This window comes from Thiocystis violascens DSM 198, assembly GCF_000227745.2.
Classification (GTDB): Bacteria; Pseudomonadota; Gammaproteobacteria; order Chromatiales; family Chromatiaceae; genus Chromatium; species Chromatium violascens.
The window spans coordinates 3,860,927-3,877,645 of the sequence record NC_018012.1; the positions used below are offsets into that span (position 1 = coordinate 3,860,927).

Sequence of the window (16,719 nt, forward strand, 5' to 3'; positions counted from 1 at the left end):
GTACCGATCCCAAGCGCCGCGCGACCCGATACGAACGGTACGCGATGCGTACCCTACACGCCTTTCCCGTCTTTCCCGCGCGGGAAGACTTCGCCAACCTGACAGGACTTCCAGATGATCCGACTTTCCCCCACCGCCCGCCCCGAAGCCTGGCACGCCATCGAGATCAATCTCGACGGCGACGCCGCCCCGATGCGGGTCAAGTATCACCTGCTGAACAAGCGCGAAGCTGCCGACTGGACCGGGCGCCGCCTGGGGCTGGCCAAAGCGGTGCGGACCGATGACGAAGCCGCGACCTTCGACCTGCTCATCGATGAGCTGGCGCCCGAGCAGATGGAGCGCGTCGATGCCCTGTTGCGCGCGCGCGTGCTCGATTGGGATCTGCAGGACGCCGACCAGGAGGGCGTCAAGCTCCCGGTCAACGAGCAGACGCTGGCCGTCGTGCTCGGTCAGACCCGCTTCTGGCGCCCGCTGTTCCAAGGGCTGATCGACGCCAGTTCCGGCATCGCGGCAAAAAAAACCGCCGCGACTGGCTGAGATGGTGGCTGGACCACGCGCAGGCCGCGCAGACCGGCGCCAAGGTCTGCGGCGCCTGCATGGACATTCGCGGGCAACGCACCTGGTGCGCGGACTGCACCGCGCCTGAGGTGCTGCACGAAAACCTCCCGCTCATCAGGCTGTTTCTGGATGCCCTACCGGCGTGGCAGGGCGGGCAGGGGCTGATGGGGGCGACAGTGATGGAAGGATTCGACCGGACACAAGTGCTCGCCCTGATGGACTTGAGCGGCATCGCGCCCGCGGATCGCCCCGACACCTGGGACGCGCTGCGCGACCTGGAAGCCGAATACCGCACCATCCGCGCGAGCCAGCCACCGGCCACGCCACACCGCTGAGGACGCACCATGGCCGCCGGCAATCTTGACCTTTCCATCCGTATCAATGCCGACGGCACGGCGGCCATTACCGGGTTGCGGCGCGTCGACGATGCCCTGGGCGATCTCAATCAGGGCGCCCAACGCACCAGCGGCGCCGTCTCCGGGCTGGGCGACTCGATCAAGGGGATGGTCGCGGCCGCCGCCGGCTTCATCGCCGTCGACGCCATGATTTCGGGCTTCACCGACGCCAACGTCGAGGCCGGACGCCTGCGCGCCAGTCTGGAGACGGTCACCGGTTCGGTACGCGGGGCGTCGGATGCGTGGGATAGCCTTTCGGAATTCGCCAAGCGCACGCCCTTCGACCTTGCTCAAAGCGTCGAGGGCTTCATCGCGCTCAAGGCGCGTGGCCTGGACCCCAGCATCGCCGCCCTGGAGAGCTACGGCAACACCGCCAGCGCCATGGGCAAGTCGATGAACGACATGATCCAACTGGTCGCCGACGCCGCGATGGGGCAGTTCGACCGCCTGGCCGAATTCGGGATCGATGCGGCAAAAAGCGGCGATCAGGTCGCCTTTACCTTCAACAAGGTCACCACCGTCGTCAAGGACAACGCCCAGGACATCGAGCGTTACCTGCAATCCATCGGCAACACCGAGTTTGCCGACGCCATGACGCGCCAGATGGATACCCTCGGACCCGCCATCACGAATGTCAAAGACGCGGTCATGGCCGCCTGGGTCCAACTCGGCGACTCCGGCCTCGTCTCCGCCGTGGTCGACGGGCTGAAATGGATCGCCGAATGGATCGAGCGCATCTCCAAGAGCATGGCCGCCGGCGATTTCGCCGCCTGGGTCGACGGACTGCAAGGCATCGCGGGCGCGGCCGCCGGGGCGAGCGGTGTCTATCTGGCGTTGTCCGCCGCCGTGGAAGCCGCGACCGTGGCGCAAACCGCCTTCAATCTGGTGGTCAGCGCCAACCCCTATGTCCTCGCGGCGGTCGCGGTCGGGGCGCTGGTCGGCGGGCTCTATGCGCTGCGCGATACCGAGGTCGAGATCGGGCGCACCACCTACGCCCTGCGCGACGGCTTCCAGGCGGTCTGGGAAGAGGTATCCGCGCTGGCAACCGCCAGCGCGGACGCCGTCGCCGAGGGTTGGTTTCACGCCCTCTCCAGCATCGCCGGCTGGTTTAACGACCTGGGCATTGACATCGGCGCGGTTGCCGTCGGCATCGGCCAGGTCTTCGCCGCGCTTTGGGACGAGCTGAAAAGCAGTTTCAAGGAGGGCATCAACGCCCTGGTCAACCTCTTCGTCGGCCTCGGCAAGACCGTCGGCACCATCGCCGCTGCGCTCGTCACTGCCTTCAGCCGCGCTTTTGACGACATCGCCGCCATTGCCGGCGCGGCCATGTCCGACCTTGGAAATTTCGATCTCGATTTCACCCAGACCAAGGCCGCCATCGCGGACGGGTTCCGGGCTCAGGTCGAGAACGGGGAACAGGCCGCGCAACAGATCGGCGACAACTTCGACCTGAGCGTCGACCGAGTCGGGCAAATGACCGCCGCTGCCGTCGCCGGGGTAGATCGCGTGGCCGCGCGCGCCAAGGACATCAGCCTCAACCGCCAGCTTGACGCCGCCAGCGCCGAGGCGGACGCGCTCAAAGAGTCCACCGTGCGCGCCACCGGCGCCGCGCGCGCGCACGCCGCCGCGCTCGGCGAGCAGGCCGGCGCGGCCGACAAGCTGACCAAGGCGCAGCGCGAGGGCAACGCCGAACTGGAGGAATACGCTCGGCGTGCCGGGCAGGTGCTGGCCGAGCAGAACAAGCACGGCAATCTAGCCGATCAAGCGGCGCAAGCCCGACGCTACGCCGCCAGCATCGGCGAACTCCTGCCCGTCATCGACCAGATGGGCCAGAAATACGGCGTCTCGCGCGAGATGATCCTCTCGCTGATGGAAACCGAGTCGCGTTTCGTCAAGAACGCCAAATCGCCCGCCGGCGCCATGGGGTTGATGCAGCTCATGCCCGCGACCGCCACCGAATGGGCGGCCAAACTGGGGCTGGTCGGGAACGCCTGGAAGACCAACGTCAACGACAACATCGAGATCGGCGTGGCCTATTTCGCCTGGCTGGTCCAGCAGTTGGGCGACGTGAACAAGGCGATCCAAGCCTACAACGGCGGCATCGGCAACATTCAAAAGGGCATCGTCCCCGAGGAAACGCGCAAATATCTGCCGCAGGTGGTCGGGAACGTCCAGGCGCTGGCGACGGTCGCGGGCAAAGCCGGCGAGGCGATCCGCGACGACCTAAATCGCCCGCTGGCCGAGCAGGCGCAGATCGCGGGGGAGGCGAGCCAGATCCTCGCGCGGCTTAACGACACCTGGGACAGCCTGGCCGACCGCTACGGCACCGCCTATGCCGCCGGGCGGCGCCAGGAGGAACAGTTGCGCGAGATCGCGATCCTGTTCAAAACCGGACGCATGACCGCGGACGAATACAACGCCGCGCTCGCCGACATCCGGCGCGAGTACCAAGCCGCGCAGGGGCCGATGGGCGAGTATCTCGCGGGCCTGGAAGCGGGCATGGGCAGTCTCGAAACCCTCGCCGTCGACGCCTTGGACGGCTTCAACAACGCCCTCGTCGAGGGCCTGGTCGACGGGCGTTTCGAGTTTGACGATTTCGTGGACGACATCAAGCGCACGCTGGCCAAGATGGCCGTCGATACCATCGTGCTCAAGTTCGCCGGGCAGATCACTGGAATCTTTGGCGGCGCGTCCGGCGGGAATGTGGCGCTCGACGCTGCCGCGAAGGCGGCTGGCGTCGATACCGGGTCGCTGTCCGGGCTGTCGTCGCTGTCTTCTGCCTACAAGGGCTATCAGTGGCTCCAGGGCGGCGGAAGCCTGACAAGCGCGGGCATGTCCTACAACACCGGATTCATGTCGCAGCAATCGCAAATGCTCGCGGCGCAAGAGTCCGGCATGGGCCTTTCTGGATCCAGCGGCGGAACTTATCTCAACGCGGGGGCTGGGCTGGTTGGCGGCATGGCAGGGAGCTACATCGCCGGGCAGATGTTCGACGGGAAATATGTTCAGACGGGATCGAGCGTCGGCGGCATGGGCGGCGCCTATCTTGGCGCCACATACGGGAGCGCGTTCGGACTGATCGGCACGGCAGCTGGGGCGCTGATCGGGGCTATCGCAGGCGGTGCGCTTGCCTCGCTGTTCGGCGACGACGTTCCACGCCAGGGCCACTATGCCACCTCCTACAGCGGGTCCGGCCTCGAAGACGGCGTGTCCGCGACCGGCGCATTCGGGCTGAAGTTCGGCCTCTCCGACAAGGGCTCATCGAATATCAAGGCGTCAGAGTACCGGTCATCATTCAACGCAATGGCCGACGTCTCGAATCAGATCGCGGCATTCTACGGCCCGGAATTGTCCGCGAAAATCCAGACCAGTATGCAGGCGACCATCCCAAGCCTGAATCAGTGGGGGAAGGATCTCACCACGGCATTCGACAGCATTTTCTCGGGCATCCTCTGGCATGCCGATGTCGTCGAGGGCGCGACAGGCGACGGACTCGGGCACCTGCTCCGGGTCGCGACGGGAGATCTGACCGGCTCGGTCGAGGACATGGCGAATCAGCTTTCCGCTGGGATGCAGATCGTCAACACCGTCACCGCGCTCTATGGGACCGAGATCGGAAAATTAATGGGCATGGCGTCGGGCGATGAGTTTGGCAGCCTGGAGGCGTCCATCGGCGCGATGAAGGCGTACCTCGCGTCATTCGCCAGGGGCGGCGAGACGGCGGCGATGACGACTCAGAGGCTCGTCGTCGGGATCGCGGCGTTCTCGCAGGCGTTGACGATGACGGGCGTCAATCTGGACGCCGTGACGAAATCCGGCTTCGACTTCGTGTGGATGGCGCAACGCTTTCCGGATGCGCTGGCGTATTTCGGCTTCACGCTTGACTCCTTGACGCAGACGCAAGCGACCTATTACGCGCATTTCTGGACCGAGGAAGAACGCGCGACTCAAGCCCGCGACGCATCGCTCGCCTCAATCGCCGCGTGGTCCGCGAGCATCGGCAAGACGGGCGACGCGACGATCGACACCGGCGCGAAATTCCGCGCCTATATCGAAAGCCTCCGCGCCGGCGACGGACTTTTAAGCGTCGCCACGCAGGATGCCTATCTGCGCGCGATGCAGATGGTCCCCGCGTTCGTGGCGCTGGACGAGGCGTTGGCGACGCTGACCGGCACGGCCGCGGGCGCGCGCGCCAGCGTGTCCGAGCTGATCGCGTCGCTGCAACCGAACGCCGTCGCCGAGTCGGCGGCGCTGGCCGAGATGACCGGCCTGTTCGCCGAGTGGGGGATGCGGCTCCCCGCCACGTCCGCGGCGCTCTACGCCCTCATCCAGGCCGGCGCCCTGCCCGAGGCGCAGATGCAGACGCTCGCGGATCGCTCGGAGACGCTCGGGCAGGCGTTCGCGGGGCTGGCGGATCGCCAGAAAACCGCGCTGGATCTGCTGACGGACACCTACAGCAACCGCGTCAGCGCAGAAAATACCCTTTCGCAAGGCCGGATCGACACGCTGAATGCGGATTACGAGACGCTGATTGCGGGGATCGACAGCCAATACAACCTCACGGTCGAGGATCTGAACGCGCAGCTCGACACCACGCGCGACAGCCTGGGCGACCTGGAAACTGGTTTCAGCGACCTGAGTCGCATCGTCGACAGCGCCACCGACGCCCTACGCAGCCTCGCCGATCAGGGCGACGGGATCGACGAAACCCGTCAACGCCTGCTACAAGAGGCCCGCGCCGCGCTCGCGCAATATGCCGCGACCCAGACCTTCCCGGATACCCTCGACGCCACCATCGGCGGGCTGGACACCGTCGACCCTAATGATTTTGCCACGCGCGACGATTGGCTCGCCGCCATCGACGAGAACGCGGCGGTCCTGACGCAACTCCAGGCCCTGTCATCCACCGGCAAGACCGATGCGCAGGTCCAGATCGATCTGGCAAACGCGCAGGTCGAATTGCTGGAACGCCAAATCAAAGAGGCGGACAGCGCGCGCGTCGAGGCGCTCAAGGCGGCCAAGGCCAATCTCGACACCGCCATCCGCGCCGAGAAGTCCGCCTTGGAAGCCTTGCTGAACGGCATCGGGCGCCAGTACGAAGACGCCAAGGCGACGCTGATGAGCGACACCAATATCATCCTGGAAACCGGCAACACGACCCTGGCGGCGATCCTGGCCGCGCTTCAGGCCAACGGCGCGACCGGCGGTTTCGACGAGACCGCCTATCTAGCGCAGAACCCGGATGTGGCCGCAGCCGTGGCGAGCGGATCGCAGGCCAGCGGGCTGTCGCATTACCTCAACCATGGCGCGAGCGAGGGCCGCGCGCCCACCAGCAGCGCCGCGCAGACCTTCAACGAGCTGGCCTACCTGCAACGCTATCCCGACGTGGCCGCCGAGGTCGCCAAGGGCACCTGGCTGGACAGCGGCTGGCAGCATTACCTGCTCTACGGGATCAACGAGGGGCGCATCCCCGGCTTCGCGGCGGGCGGCATCTCGACCGGGCCGACCTCCGGCTATCCGGTCACGCTGCACGGCACCGAGGCGGTCATCCCGCTGGCGAGCGGCAGCGTCCCGGTCACGATTCGGCGGGACGCGCTGGCCGACGAGATTCGCGCGCTCCGCGCGGAAGTCCAATCGCTGAAATCCGCGCAGACCGCCACCGCGACCAGCGCCGCCGAACAGACCGCGATTCTGAGGCGCTGGAATGGCGACGGACTGCCGCCGGATCGGATGGACTACGCCAAAACCGTGGCTGAGAGTACGGCGCCATGACGATGACGGTGGACGGCGTCGCTATCGGCGAATGTCTCTACGGCACCGAGATCAGCATCGTCGACTATTCACGCAAGGATCGCGACGCCTTCGGGAACATCACGCTGATTCCGCGCGGCTATACCGATGTCGTGCGCTATCGGGTCGCGATCCGCACGGCGGATGCCGCGCAGGTGCGCAACCTGCTGGCCAGCAAGCGCGCCGTTTCCGCCGCCTACGTCGGCCACGCCGACCATGCCGTCGTCAACGTGACCGGCTATCTGACCAGCTTCCGCATCCCGCTCGATAACTGGAACGTCTCGGTCATCACCATCGAGGTCGAAGGCGTGGTGCACGCATGATCGTCATCCCCCCGGTCCCGCTGACCATCCCCGACGACATCGTGAGCACCAACGTCCCGCAAGGGATCGTCCCGCAGGACGACCCGGCGGACGAGATGTGCTACCAGATGTTTGCGCCGATCAGTAATGCGCTGACGGTCAGCGGCAGCGGAATCACCGTCGAGATCAAGCCGACCGCGCGCTGGAACGCGCTGATGTTGTTCAACGTCGGGGCGGACACCCTGACCGCGACGATTCTGAACGGACCGACATACAGCGTCACGCAAACGCTCGCCTACGCGGATCCGCTCACGCCGGACCTGCTCAATGCGCCTTCGGTCTATCTGGAAACGCCGGATGTCGATCCGGCGACGCATCCGAACGCGACCCTTCGCATCGTGTTGTCCGCCACCGGACGCGCGACCTATTGCGAGGCACTGTCGGTTGGCTGGCGGCGGGTTGTCGGCCAGACCTGCTACGGCACCGAGATCAGCATCGTCGACTATTCACGCAAGGATCGCGACGCCTTCGGGAACGTGACATTGATCGAGCGCGGGTATTCAGACCGCGTCAACTTCAAATTCGCGCTCGATACCGACACTATCGGCGAGGTGCGCGAATTGCTCGCTGGCCGCCGCGCCAAGCCGACCGGGTATCTGGGCGTGGCGGGCGATCTGGCGACCTACGTGTTCGGGCTGTTCCAGGATTTCACGATCCCCATCGAAGCGTTCTCGGTCTCGCTGGCAAACATCACGGTCGATTCGGTGGTGCGGACGGGGATCGTCGATACCAGCCTTGCCACGACACTCAGCGCCGCGTTTGTCGACCCAGAGGTAGACTGTATCGAGGAAACGCTGGGCTCGTTCGCCACGCTGATTCTCGATGACGACGGCGAGCTTGGCGCGCAGACGGTGCGCGTGGTCGTCCCGCTGGGTCGCGCCCCGGTCGATGGCGAGGCGCTGGAGTGGACGGTCGAGTGGAGCGAGCCAACCGCGAACGACGGCACGACGACAGTTCAGCAAATTTGCGGAAAATGGTTTGCGGTCTGGGACTGGCCGACAGGGACTGTCTCCGCAATGGTCCCAAGCGCCGCGAGCATTCAATTTTCCTATACCACGCTCGCGCCGGTGGTCACGCTCAGTAATGCCGTGACGCTACGGATTGCGAGTCCGAGCGAGGCGCCATGTACCGAAGAAACCGTCTCGGCCTATTGGTACAACGCGACCACCGAACAGTACGATCTGACCGAGGTTTACGGCGCGGTGGGCGCGGTCGATGTGCGCGCACTGGCGACAGTGTTTGACGAAGCCTACTACCTGACCGAAAACCCCGATGTCGCGGCGGCGATTGCCGCCGGAACCTACGCGTCCGCCTATGCCCACTATTGGGGGCCTGGCGATATCGAAAACCGCCGCCCGAATGCGTGGTTCGATCCAGCCTACTACAAGGCCGAAAACCCCGATGTCGTGGCCGAAATCCCCGAATTTTTCTACAACGCCTTGCAACACTACCAGATGTTCGGTTACGGCGAGGGGCGTTATCCCTGCACGCTGGCCGAAATGCAGGCCGCGCCCGATGTCCCGCTGGGGGTGTTTTACTGGATCGCGAAGTCTGGCGCTGGCGCATGCAGCTCGGGGCGTTGTCTCACCGAGTGGGAGGTCAGTTACACCGGCGCGCGCCCGCCGCATGTCACCGTGATCGGCGACACCGTGACCGTGACCGCCGACCTGCTCCCAGGGGCGTCCGTGTCCGCCGTGGTCGATCCTGGCGTCTTGACGCTGACGCCCACGCTGATTTGCCCAGCGAGCGCGGATGACGAGCCAGCGCCGGAGCCGTTGGTGCTGTCGCCGATCGCGCTGACGCTGGTCAAGCTGGTTGCCGGATTTGTCGACGACGATGGCGAATACTCGTTGCCGACGCAAGAATATCTGCTCGGTGTCACCGAGCCAGAGTTGGTCGCAGGCGTCGACGGCTTGCTTGCGGACGATACCGTTGTTTGGTCTTCTGCATGGCGCGACTTCTAGCACCGCTCGTCTCGCCAGGAAGTGTTCCTGGGACTGTGAATATTTCTGACATCACCGGGTCGGGGGTTTTATCGCTGCGGGCACAGGTCACCGGCCAATATGGGTCGCTGGCGATGCCGATGCACCAGCCGTTGGCGCTGACGCTGACGATTTGCGTGCCGAATACGCTTCGTCCCTTGGTCTCCTGGGGCTGCGACGTGTTTGGACAGGCGACATTCCCATCCCCTACGCTTGATCGCGTCGTGAGCGTGTCTGGAGGGCGGAATCATTCCGTCGCCGTCGACGTTTATGGCGCCGTGGCTGCTGTCGGCGAGACTGCTGACGGCCAGACCTCGCCGCCGTCAGGGTTGCCTCTCATCAAAGACGTTGTGGCTGGCGGGCATCATTCGCTCGCCCTGTCTCATTCCGGAATCGTCTTCGGCTGGGGCCGCAATACCAGCGGACAGATCGACATCCCAAGAGCCGCAAAAAACAGGATCGCTAAAGTCGCTGCCGGATTCGCGCATTCGTTGGCGTTGACGACCGCAGGCGAGGTCATCGGGTGGGGCGATAACGTCTATGGACAAGCGACGCCACCGCCTGAGGCGCAGTCCGGCGTGATCGATATTGCCGCAGGTTACGGATTTTCTCTGGCGCTGAAGAGCGACAAAACACTCGTCGCTTGGGGGTCGAATCAGTTTGGCGTCACGACGCTTCCGAGCGGGCTAAACGGAACGGTCGAGCAGATTTCCGCTGGAAATTTGCATGTCCTCGCACGCACGACCAGCGGCGTCGTCGCTTGGGGGTACAACAACTACGGTCAGACCGACATACCATCCGCCGCGCTCTCGGCGGTCGACATCTCGGCTGGCGATTATTTCTCGCTCGCGGTGGTGAACACCGGCAGCGTCGTCGCCTGGGGGCGCTCGAATTTCAGTCAGACCGTTCCCGCTCCAGCAAGTGCCCTTTCAACCCACCACGTTGTCGCAGGCGGCGCGCATGCGTTTGCATTGCTGCGCGTCGAGTCAGACGAATGAATAAAACCAGCGGCGTTTGCGCCATTACAACATCGTTTTACGATGCCATCTTTGTCAATGGCCGTGCGACGTTTTCCCAGCTTTGGATTCCCAACGCGGCGGGGTCTTTTGTCCGCACGGAAACGAACAACGTCGATGTCGAGGGGAATGTTCTCATTAGTTCGTCCTGCGATTTCTATTTTTATGTGCTCGGCACCGAGCTGTACTCGTCAAATTTTACCTGGGCCGTCGAAGCGGTGGCGATGACGGCGTTCGACTTGTACGGATCCTTGGCGCCTGGAGATCCGAGCGCGCAAGTTTCGTGCGTCAAGACATCCGCGATAACGCCGGTCGCTGTCTCCGGCGGACGCACGATCCAGGCGATCAAGTTTCTCTGGTTTCCGTCGCGCGACGGGAGGACGCTGCACCATCGGCTTGCAATCACAATTGCGAAAGCCGGATCTGAAGCTGAAACGATCGACAGCATCGTCTATGGGCTATTGGTCGGCGTGACCAATGCGGTAAACGAGCGAGAGAACGTTGTTTATCACACCCTGGAACAGTTTTCGGCGGGGTGGGATTACCAGACAGCCGGACTGATGTCGGGCGACTGGACGCTTGATGCAGGGATCAATTACGAAATGACCCGTAAAAGCGTGTTTCCGAATCTCGTTCAAGGGTTTCTGCACCTAGACTGGTCGCTAACGAACGCGACGGCGAACTCGAACACCAGTTGTTCGCTAGGCGCAGGCGGCGTTGCGCGCTTTTGGGCGCTAGAGCCTCTGCCAGAAGCGCGGCTAGGGAGCCTCGTTTTCACGGTCGTTTCAGGAACGGTCATGGCGGGACTGGGATACAACAACACCGCAAACGCGATTGACACGTTAGTTTCCGGGAGTTTCGGGCCTGGAACGCATCGCCTCCAAGCGACGACCAACACCACAGCCAACTGTCTGTTTGTGCAGTTTTTCAGCGCCTCGTCAGCGAGTGTTAGCAACGTCTCCTGGCAAGCCGTACCGGATGCGCAGTACGTCGCGCCAGACGGCTCACGACTCAGCCACGGCGATTGGTGGAATGGCCTGAGGATTTACGGATCCGGATTAGCTGGTAAACGGCTGATGCGTATTTTTGATCAGCCGATGGACGTATCACGCTCGCTCGCTGTCGCTGTCTGGCTGCGCCAACTCGATAACTCCGAGTATGTCAATACGTTTCGCTTCGTCTACCGCGTGGGCGGGGCCGACATCTACAGCCGACCGATGAGTCTTTGGTTGGATTGGAACGAACGCTATCCGAATAATCCGCAACGATTTAACTACTGGGGGGATGGTCAGGGCAATCGCATCAACGCATTAGCGCATACTGTTAGACAATCCGTACTGCGGCCCCAATGATTTGAGTCTTTAGAATCTTGGGGAGATCTCGCCGATGTGCGACTTGAGTGTGGAGCGATCGATTGCGCACCATTTTGCCCCGCTGGACGAGCCGCGCAGCGCGATCCAACGACGGCACCTCTTAAGTGAGATGATCGTGATCACCATCGCGGCGTCCTTCAGTGGCGCCGACGGTTGGGTGGGTGTCGAGACGTTCGGACAGGCCAAGGAGGCGTGGCTGCGCACGTTTCTGAAACTGCCCGCGGGCATTCCGTCGCACGACACCTTCGGGCGGGTGTTTGCGCTCATCGATCCCGCACAGTTTGCCGCCTGCTTTCGCCAATGGAGCGCGTCGGTGGCCGAACTGATCCCCGAAGAGATCATTGCCGTCGATGGCAAGACCCTGCGCCGCTCCCACAGCCGCGGCAAGGGCTTGGCGGCGTTGCACCTGGTCAGTGCCTGGGCGACGGCCAATCGGGTGGTGCTCGGACAGGTCGCCACCGACGCCAAATCCAATGAGATCACGGCCATTCCACGTCTGCTGGAGTGGCTGAAGCTGGAGGGCTGCATCGTCACCATCGACGCCATGGGCTGCCAGACCAAGATTGCCGCGCAGATCATCCACCAGGGAGGGGACTATGTGCTCGCGCTCAAAGGCAACCAGGAAACGCTGGCCGCCGAGGTCGAGGAGGCGTTCATCGACGCCGACGCCAGAGGCTACGCCGGTGTCGATTCGGCATTCCTCGAAACCGTCGAGCGAGGGCATGGTCGTCTCGAAACCCGTCGCTACCAAACCTTGGGCGATCTTTCCGGCGTGCCGCACAGCGCCTCGTGGGAGGCAATGAACATGATCGGCATGGTTGAATCGCGCCGTGAGGTCGCCGGCAAGGTCTCGGTCGAGACCCGCTATTTCATTGGCAGCATCGGCACCAGCGCCGCGCGCTTTGCCCACGCAGTACGCGGTCACTGGGGCATCGAAAACGGGTTGCATTGGAATCTCGATATCGCCTTTCGTGAGGATGAGTGCCGTGTCCGCGATCCGGTGGCGCGCGAGAATCTTGCCGTCCTGCGTCACCTCGCCCTCTCGCGCCTCAAGAATGACGGCACCAAGCTCGGCATCCAGAACAAACGCTTGAAAGCCGGTTGGGACGAGTCCTACCTGTCGAAATTGCTCTTCGAGTCGCCTCAGAGGAAGGGCGACGCTGATACATCGGTACCCGCTAATGTTAGCAGCGCTTGATGCGATTGCCCTGGGGGGATGGTCGATATGTCGAGTTTCTGCCTGAAGGGATCACACAACTCGAAGGGATCGGGATCGAAATTTTGACCAATGCCGCCTTCGATTGGCATCTTGAGAATTTGTTCTTTTATACGCAAAAAACGGATACACCTGGAGCTGGAACCTTTCAACTCAAGAAGATTGGGACACCAGTCCCGCATGCCAGACAACGGACGACGGCACTTGGAAGTTATGCGTCTGTGACGCTTCCTCGCGTCAGCAATGTGACAGATCGCGTTCGTATCGTGTTTGCCCCTGTCCAGTATTGCAGCACCGACAAAGACACTGGCGTTGAGACGTGCTGGATCGTCATGGAGCTGCAAAAATCACCGCTAAGCGTCACCTCGATCCCTGTCGATGCAGAAGTCTGGGTTTACGACTATGAGACGATCACGGCAACCCTCGCAGACAATTTCGAGGATTTTGGCGGGCACGCAATATCGAACATTGAATTTCCAGAGACGACACTGTTCGTTAAATCGGTGCAGTCGGTTGAGAATGTCGGTGGCGAGCCAGAGGCGTATCGGATTCTTCGCTATAACAGTGAAGATAAAGCCGTCACTATCGATGTATCGTCTCGAACGTTGACGAGTTTTGAGCAAATCAAAATCGTCATCGTCAAAAAATTACTGATCGACCCTGAAAATTACACGATAACGACAAGCCTATCGGGGAAGGTGGTGGTGGCCTGGACGGATAACGCCTGGACATCTGCAAACAGCGGGAAGACGTTTCGTTGCACATATCCTGTTTCTGGGCGAAGTGATTCGGTATGCTCGTTGGCGTTGATTGGCGATAGGCAAGTTCGCGATGTGTCGCTTAACGCCGCGAATGTTGACGAAAACAGCCCTGGTGTCGCCATTTTTTCGCGAATCGTGATGCTAGAGCAAGATAACACGGTCGGACGCGGGCAAATGACCATCTGCCCGATTCGCGATGGCTACGGGTCGCACGACGGCGCGCTTCAGGAGATGTATCTCGACACGCTCAAGATGGCCACGACGACCCGCCAGATCCAGTTTACCGAGACGCCGATGCACTGGGGAACGACTCCCCATATCTCGTTTGGCGGCGAGCTGATGGCGGACGAACCGCTGCATTACATGGGTGTCGTGACCGACAAACTCACGCAGGGTAACGTGACCAATATCATTGTTGCTGGCGGTGGGTTGAACGCGGCGAAAGTTAGGATGACCGACTATTGGTGGGGATGGGGAAACGCCGTGCACGATAGCGGCGTGAGTTATATTGACGTGATGCGAACAGGAATCAGAAAAGATATTTCTCAGTCGGTTTTGGCGCAACGACTAAGTCAATTTAACTATTTTATCGAAGTGACGATTTTTAACAGCAAGTGGTTAAGAATCAATCAAAATCACATTGGGATAGGGCCGGATGGTGCAATCCGGTTTGGACGCTCTTGGTATTACGAAATGGCGGACGGCGTCGCGTATCGTTCGATCAATCGCGCCGTGCATGATTTTTCGCCAGCCTACTATGACCCGATTGTTGAGGACGGAAACGCTTACGACTATCAATATCACTATTTGACAAACTACCCAGGATTTTGGACATGCACGACGCTCGGAGCAAGATGGGGCGGGGATGTTGTTACGATACTCGATCAGTGGCTAACGCTGGCCGGGCTTTATGCTGATCAATACGACTGTGCCGGAGTTATCTGCTCCGAGTTGATTGTCGGATATAAGTATTCGTATTCGCCAAACGACCTTATCCTCTACAACGAATGGCGACAGGCAAGCGGACTCTCCGCGCTGATCGAGTTTGCCCGCAAGGCGAACGGAGATTACGACTGCGACGACGAGACGCTGTGGTCATGGAAGGTCTGGCAGACCAACTATGCGCTCGGCTTGATGGCTGACATGCTCCACGCGCACGGTAAACTGCTTGGAGCAAGCGTCGAGGTCGACTCGTTCGTCTCCATGCAAAATAAAGACTCTCCTGCTTGGGACGGGATAAACAAGTTTCGCGGGGCGGATGGGGCCTGGTACACCCGCGATCTGTCGAAAAACAGCCGTCGCTACGGCCAGGATTACGCAGCAATGCTTCAAGACGGGCGCGCCGACTTCCTCTATGCCTGGTTATATTACCGCTACAGCCCGGAGCCGTGGTGGCGGGAGAAGCCAGACACGGTCGACGACTTCATCGAGGCCTATCCGCATCTGCGCGAGCGGATGATGGTTTCAATTGGACTCTATCCAAGCTCGAACCCTCCCGACTCCGTCGAAGAAGTCGAGGAATACATTGGGAAGCTGTCACAGGCTGGCTATCAGGTCGCTTACCCAGGATGGCCGCGCGTGATCACGACGGAGAAATATCAGCCGATCTGGGACTGGTTTTCCGACTACACCCCGGAAGCGGTCGGCGCCGGGGCGTTGGCGCTAAATCCCAAGCATTGCGGGGCGATGCCGTTTTACCTCGCTCAGGGGACGGCGTCCATCGCCTTCTCGGGATCACGTGTGGCCGGATACGAAACCCGGTCGGCAAACGGCGTCCCGTCCGGTGGCGGCGCGGTCGATGGGGCGGTCACGCTGACGTTCGGGCCGGGCGGGGCGGTGATTGAAACGCCGGAGGTGTCGTGAGGTAGCGAAACCGGCCGCTTACGCTGTCTCAAATCAAGTTGCGCCATGTCTCAAATCAAGTTGCGCGCTACATGAAGCGCAAAAAATCACAAATCCGCCAAGTGCCAAAACATTTGCGAAATGGTGCCAAATGGCGCGCGCCGCTACAGTCGAAAACAGGCCAAACGCTGCTGAAATGTTACCCCCAGCGTTACCCGGAAGGCGATTAGGAAAGAAAAAAGGGGTTAGCCGATGAAGCTAACCCCTTCTTTTTATTGGCTCCCTGGGACGGGCTCGAACCGCCGACCTAGTGATTAACAGTCACCCGCTCTACCGACTGAGCTACCAGGGAATGTTGCGAGCTGGAAATTCTAGTGATCTTCCGTTTGCGAGTCAAGATCCATGTAACAGCATTTCCAGTACTCCCTGGACCATCCACGTCCTTCGCTGACGATTGGATTTCCGACTTGCGTGACGCATCTTGTCTATCCGCTCAGTGGAAATATCCGAGCGCTTCGTTTGAGTTACACCCCGGTTCCGAATAACGCTCGACCCGACTGCAATGCTGGAACAAGTCGACTCGGTGTCGGTGGCTCGCCAGTTCGGGATGGATGCGGGCGTTGTGGTGGCGCGGACGCTGGACGCACCGCCGGCATAGTGACACGCGCGTCCCAGGCCGTGCCGCTGTGCCGCGAGTCGATGCGTCCCCTGTTCGGGCGTAAACTGTTGCTCGACCGACCATCGCGAACAACACAGGTGACGAATCGATGAACGAATTGAACAAAACGGAAGCGTTGGCCCAATCGGTTCTCGGCAAGGAACTCGATGCGACCGAATGTCAGGCGCTGGCGGAACGGATGGGCGTGCTGTCGCTGTCGCCCGGCGAGACGCTGGTGCGCGAGGGCGAGGATCGTCGCACGCTTTTCGTGCTGGCGGCGGGCCGCCTGTGCGTCTGCAAATCGGTCGGCGGCGAAGAGGAAACCGTCTATCAGATGCGCCCCGGCGAATGCTCGGGCACGCGCGCCTTCATCGACGGCTCTACCCGCAAGGCGGCCCTGCGCGCCGAGGGCGAGAGCCGCGTCCTGACCCTGGAGCCAGAGGACTTCGACGCCCTGGTCGAGACCCATCCGAGGCTCGTCTACAAGGTGATGCGCGCCATCTTCCGGATCACCCACGGCAACCTGATGCGGATGAATCTGGAGAGCGCGGAGATGCGCAATTACATGCTCAGGACGGGCGGGCGCTATTGAGCGGGTAAGCGGGTAAAAGCGCATCCCCGGGCACCCCCGTACTCCGGGATGGCCGAGTGGCGCTCGGCTTTCCCGCTCCGACCGATCAGGCGCAAAGCCGAGTGCAACTCGGCGATCCCAGACGTCTCCAGGCAGCCGTAGCGCGACGCGTCAGTCGTTCTCATACTGGCGTTA

The 16,719-nt window shown here is 62.0% G+C and carries 10 protein-coding genes and 1 tRNA gene; 10 read left to right on the forward strand and 1 reads right to left on the reverse strand.

The window, feature by feature from the left end; genetic code table 11:
- Positions 1 to 114 precede the first annotated feature (114 nt).
- The 9 genes from THIVI_RS17150 to THIVI_RS17190 are packed head-to-tail and all read left to right on the forward strand — an operon-like array spanning position 115 to position 15,316.
- The gene (locus tag THIVI_RS17150; protein ID WP_014779806.1) at positions 115 to 537 is read left to right on the forward strand and encodes a hypothetical protein; all 423 of its coding nucleotides are present in this window, start codon (positions 115 to 117) and stop codon (positions 535 to 537) included.
- Positions 538 to 596: 59 nt separating this feature from the next.
- On the forward strand, positions 597 to 893 hold the full coding sequence (locus THIVI_RS17155; protein ID WP_014779807.1) for a hypothetical protein: 297 nt from the start codon (positions 597 to 599) through the stop codon (positions 891 to 893).
- Between the two features lie 9 nt (positions 894 to 902).
- Positions 903 to 6,725: a transglycosylase SLT domain-containing protein gene (locus THIVI_RS17160; protein WP_014779808.1), complete on the forward strand. Its 5,823-nt coding sequence runs from the start codon at positions 903 to 905 to the stop codon at positions 6,723 to 6,725.
- The gene (locus THIVI_RS17165) at positions 6,722 to 7,066 is read left to right on the forward strand and encodes a hypothetical protein (protein ID WP_041447068.1); all 345 of its coding nucleotides are present in this window, start codon (positions 6,722 to 6,724) and stop codon (positions 7,064 to 7,066) included. The genes THIVI_RS17160 and THIVI_RS17165 overlap by 4 nt, the downstream gene beginning before the upstream one ends.
- Entirely contained in the window at positions 7,063 to 9,069 is a 2,007-nt protein-coding gene (locus tag THIVI_RS17170; RefSeq protein WP_014779809.1) for a hypothetical protein, read from the forward strand. Before THIVI_RS17165 ends, THIVI_RS17170 begins: the two co-directional genes overlap by 4 nt.
- A gap of 35 nt (positions 9,070 to 9,104) precedes the next feature.
- On the forward strand, positions 9,105 to 10,085 hold the full coding sequence (locus THIVI_RS22995) for an RCC1 domain-containing protein (RefSeq protein ID WP_014779810.1): 981 nt from the start codon (positions 9,105 to 9,107) through the stop codon (positions 10,083 to 10,085).
- Positions 10,082 to 11,455, forward strand: coding sequence for a hypothetical protein (locus tag THIVI_RS25870; protein ID WP_014779811.1), 1,374 nt, complete (start codon positions 10,082 to 10,084; stop codon positions 11,453 to 11,455). The genes THIVI_RS22995 and THIVI_RS25870 overlap by 4 nt, the downstream gene beginning before the upstream one ends.
- Before the next feature lie 34 nt (positions 11,456 to 11,489).
- Positions 11,490 to 12,674 carry an ISAs1 family transposase gene (locus THIVI_RS17185; protein WP_014776993.1) on the forward strand — a complete coding sequence of 395 codons (1,185 nt, stop codon included), beginning with the start codon at positions 11,490 to 11,492 and terminating at the stop codon, positions 12,672 to 12,674.
- Positions 12,674 to 15,316, forward strand: coding sequence for a hypothetical protein (locus THIVI_RS17190; protein ID WP_014779812.1), 2,643 nt, complete (start codon positions 12,674 to 12,676; stop codon positions 15,314 to 15,316). The genes THIVI_RS17185 and THIVI_RS17190 overlap by 1 nt, the downstream gene beginning before the upstream one ends.
- Before the next feature lie 255 nt (positions 15,317 to 15,571).
- Here THIVI_RS17190 and THIVI_RS17195 read toward each other — a convergent pair.
- Positions 15,572 to 15,647: transfer RNA gene (locus THIVI_RS17195), tRNA-Asn, on the reverse strand.
- 415 nt (positions 15,648 to 16,062) lie between these two features.
- Between THIVI_RS17195 and THIVI_RS17200 the strand changes: the two genes are divergently transcribed.
- Positions 16,063 to 16,545, forward strand: coding sequence for a Crp/Fnr family transcriptional regulator (locus THIVI_RS17200; RefSeq protein WP_014779813.1), 483 nt, complete (start codon positions 16,063 to 16,065; stop codon positions 16,543 to 16,545).
- The last annotated feature ends 174 nt before the right edge of the window (positions 16,546 to 16,719 follow it).

Excerpts from the sequence above, each read along its gene's own strand:
- THIVI_RS17150 (WP_014779806.1), top strand. The coding sequence starts at position 115 with ATGATCCGACTTTCCCCCACCGCCCGCCCCGAAGCCTGGCACGCCATC.
- THIVI_RS17155 (WP_014779807.1), top strand. The coding sequence starts at position 597 with ATGGACATTCGCGGGCAACGCACCTGGTGCGCGGACTGCACCGCGCCT.
- THIVI_RS17160 (WP_014779808.1), top strand. The coding sequence starts at position 903 with ATGGCCGCCGGCAATCTTGACCTTTCCATCCGTATCAATGCCGACGGC.
- THIVI_RS17165 (WP_041447068.1), top strand. The coding sequence starts at position 6,722 with ATGACGATGACGGTGGACGGCGTCGCTATCGGCGAATGTCTCTACGGC.
- THIVI_RS17170 (WP_014779809.1), top strand. The coding sequence starts at position 7,063 with ATGATCGTCATCCCCCCGGTCCCGCTGACCATCCCCGACGACATCGTG.
- THIVI_RS25870 (WP_014779811.1), top strand. The coding sequence starts at position 10,082 with ATGAATAAAACCAGCGGCGTTTGCGCCATTACAACATCGTTTTACGAT.
- THIVI_RS17185 (WP_014776993.1), top strand. The coding sequence starts at position 11,490 with ATGTGCGACTTGAGTGTGGAGCGATCGATTGCGCACCATTTTGCCCCG.
- THIVI_RS17190 (WP_014779812.1), top strand. The coding sequence starts at position 12,674 with ATGCGATTGCCCTGGGGGGATGGTCGATATGTCGAGTTTCTGCCTGAA.
- THIVI_RS17200 (WP_014779813.1), top strand. The coding sequence starts at position 16,063 with ATGAACGAATTGAACAAAACGGAAGCGTTGGCCCAATCGGTTCTCGGC.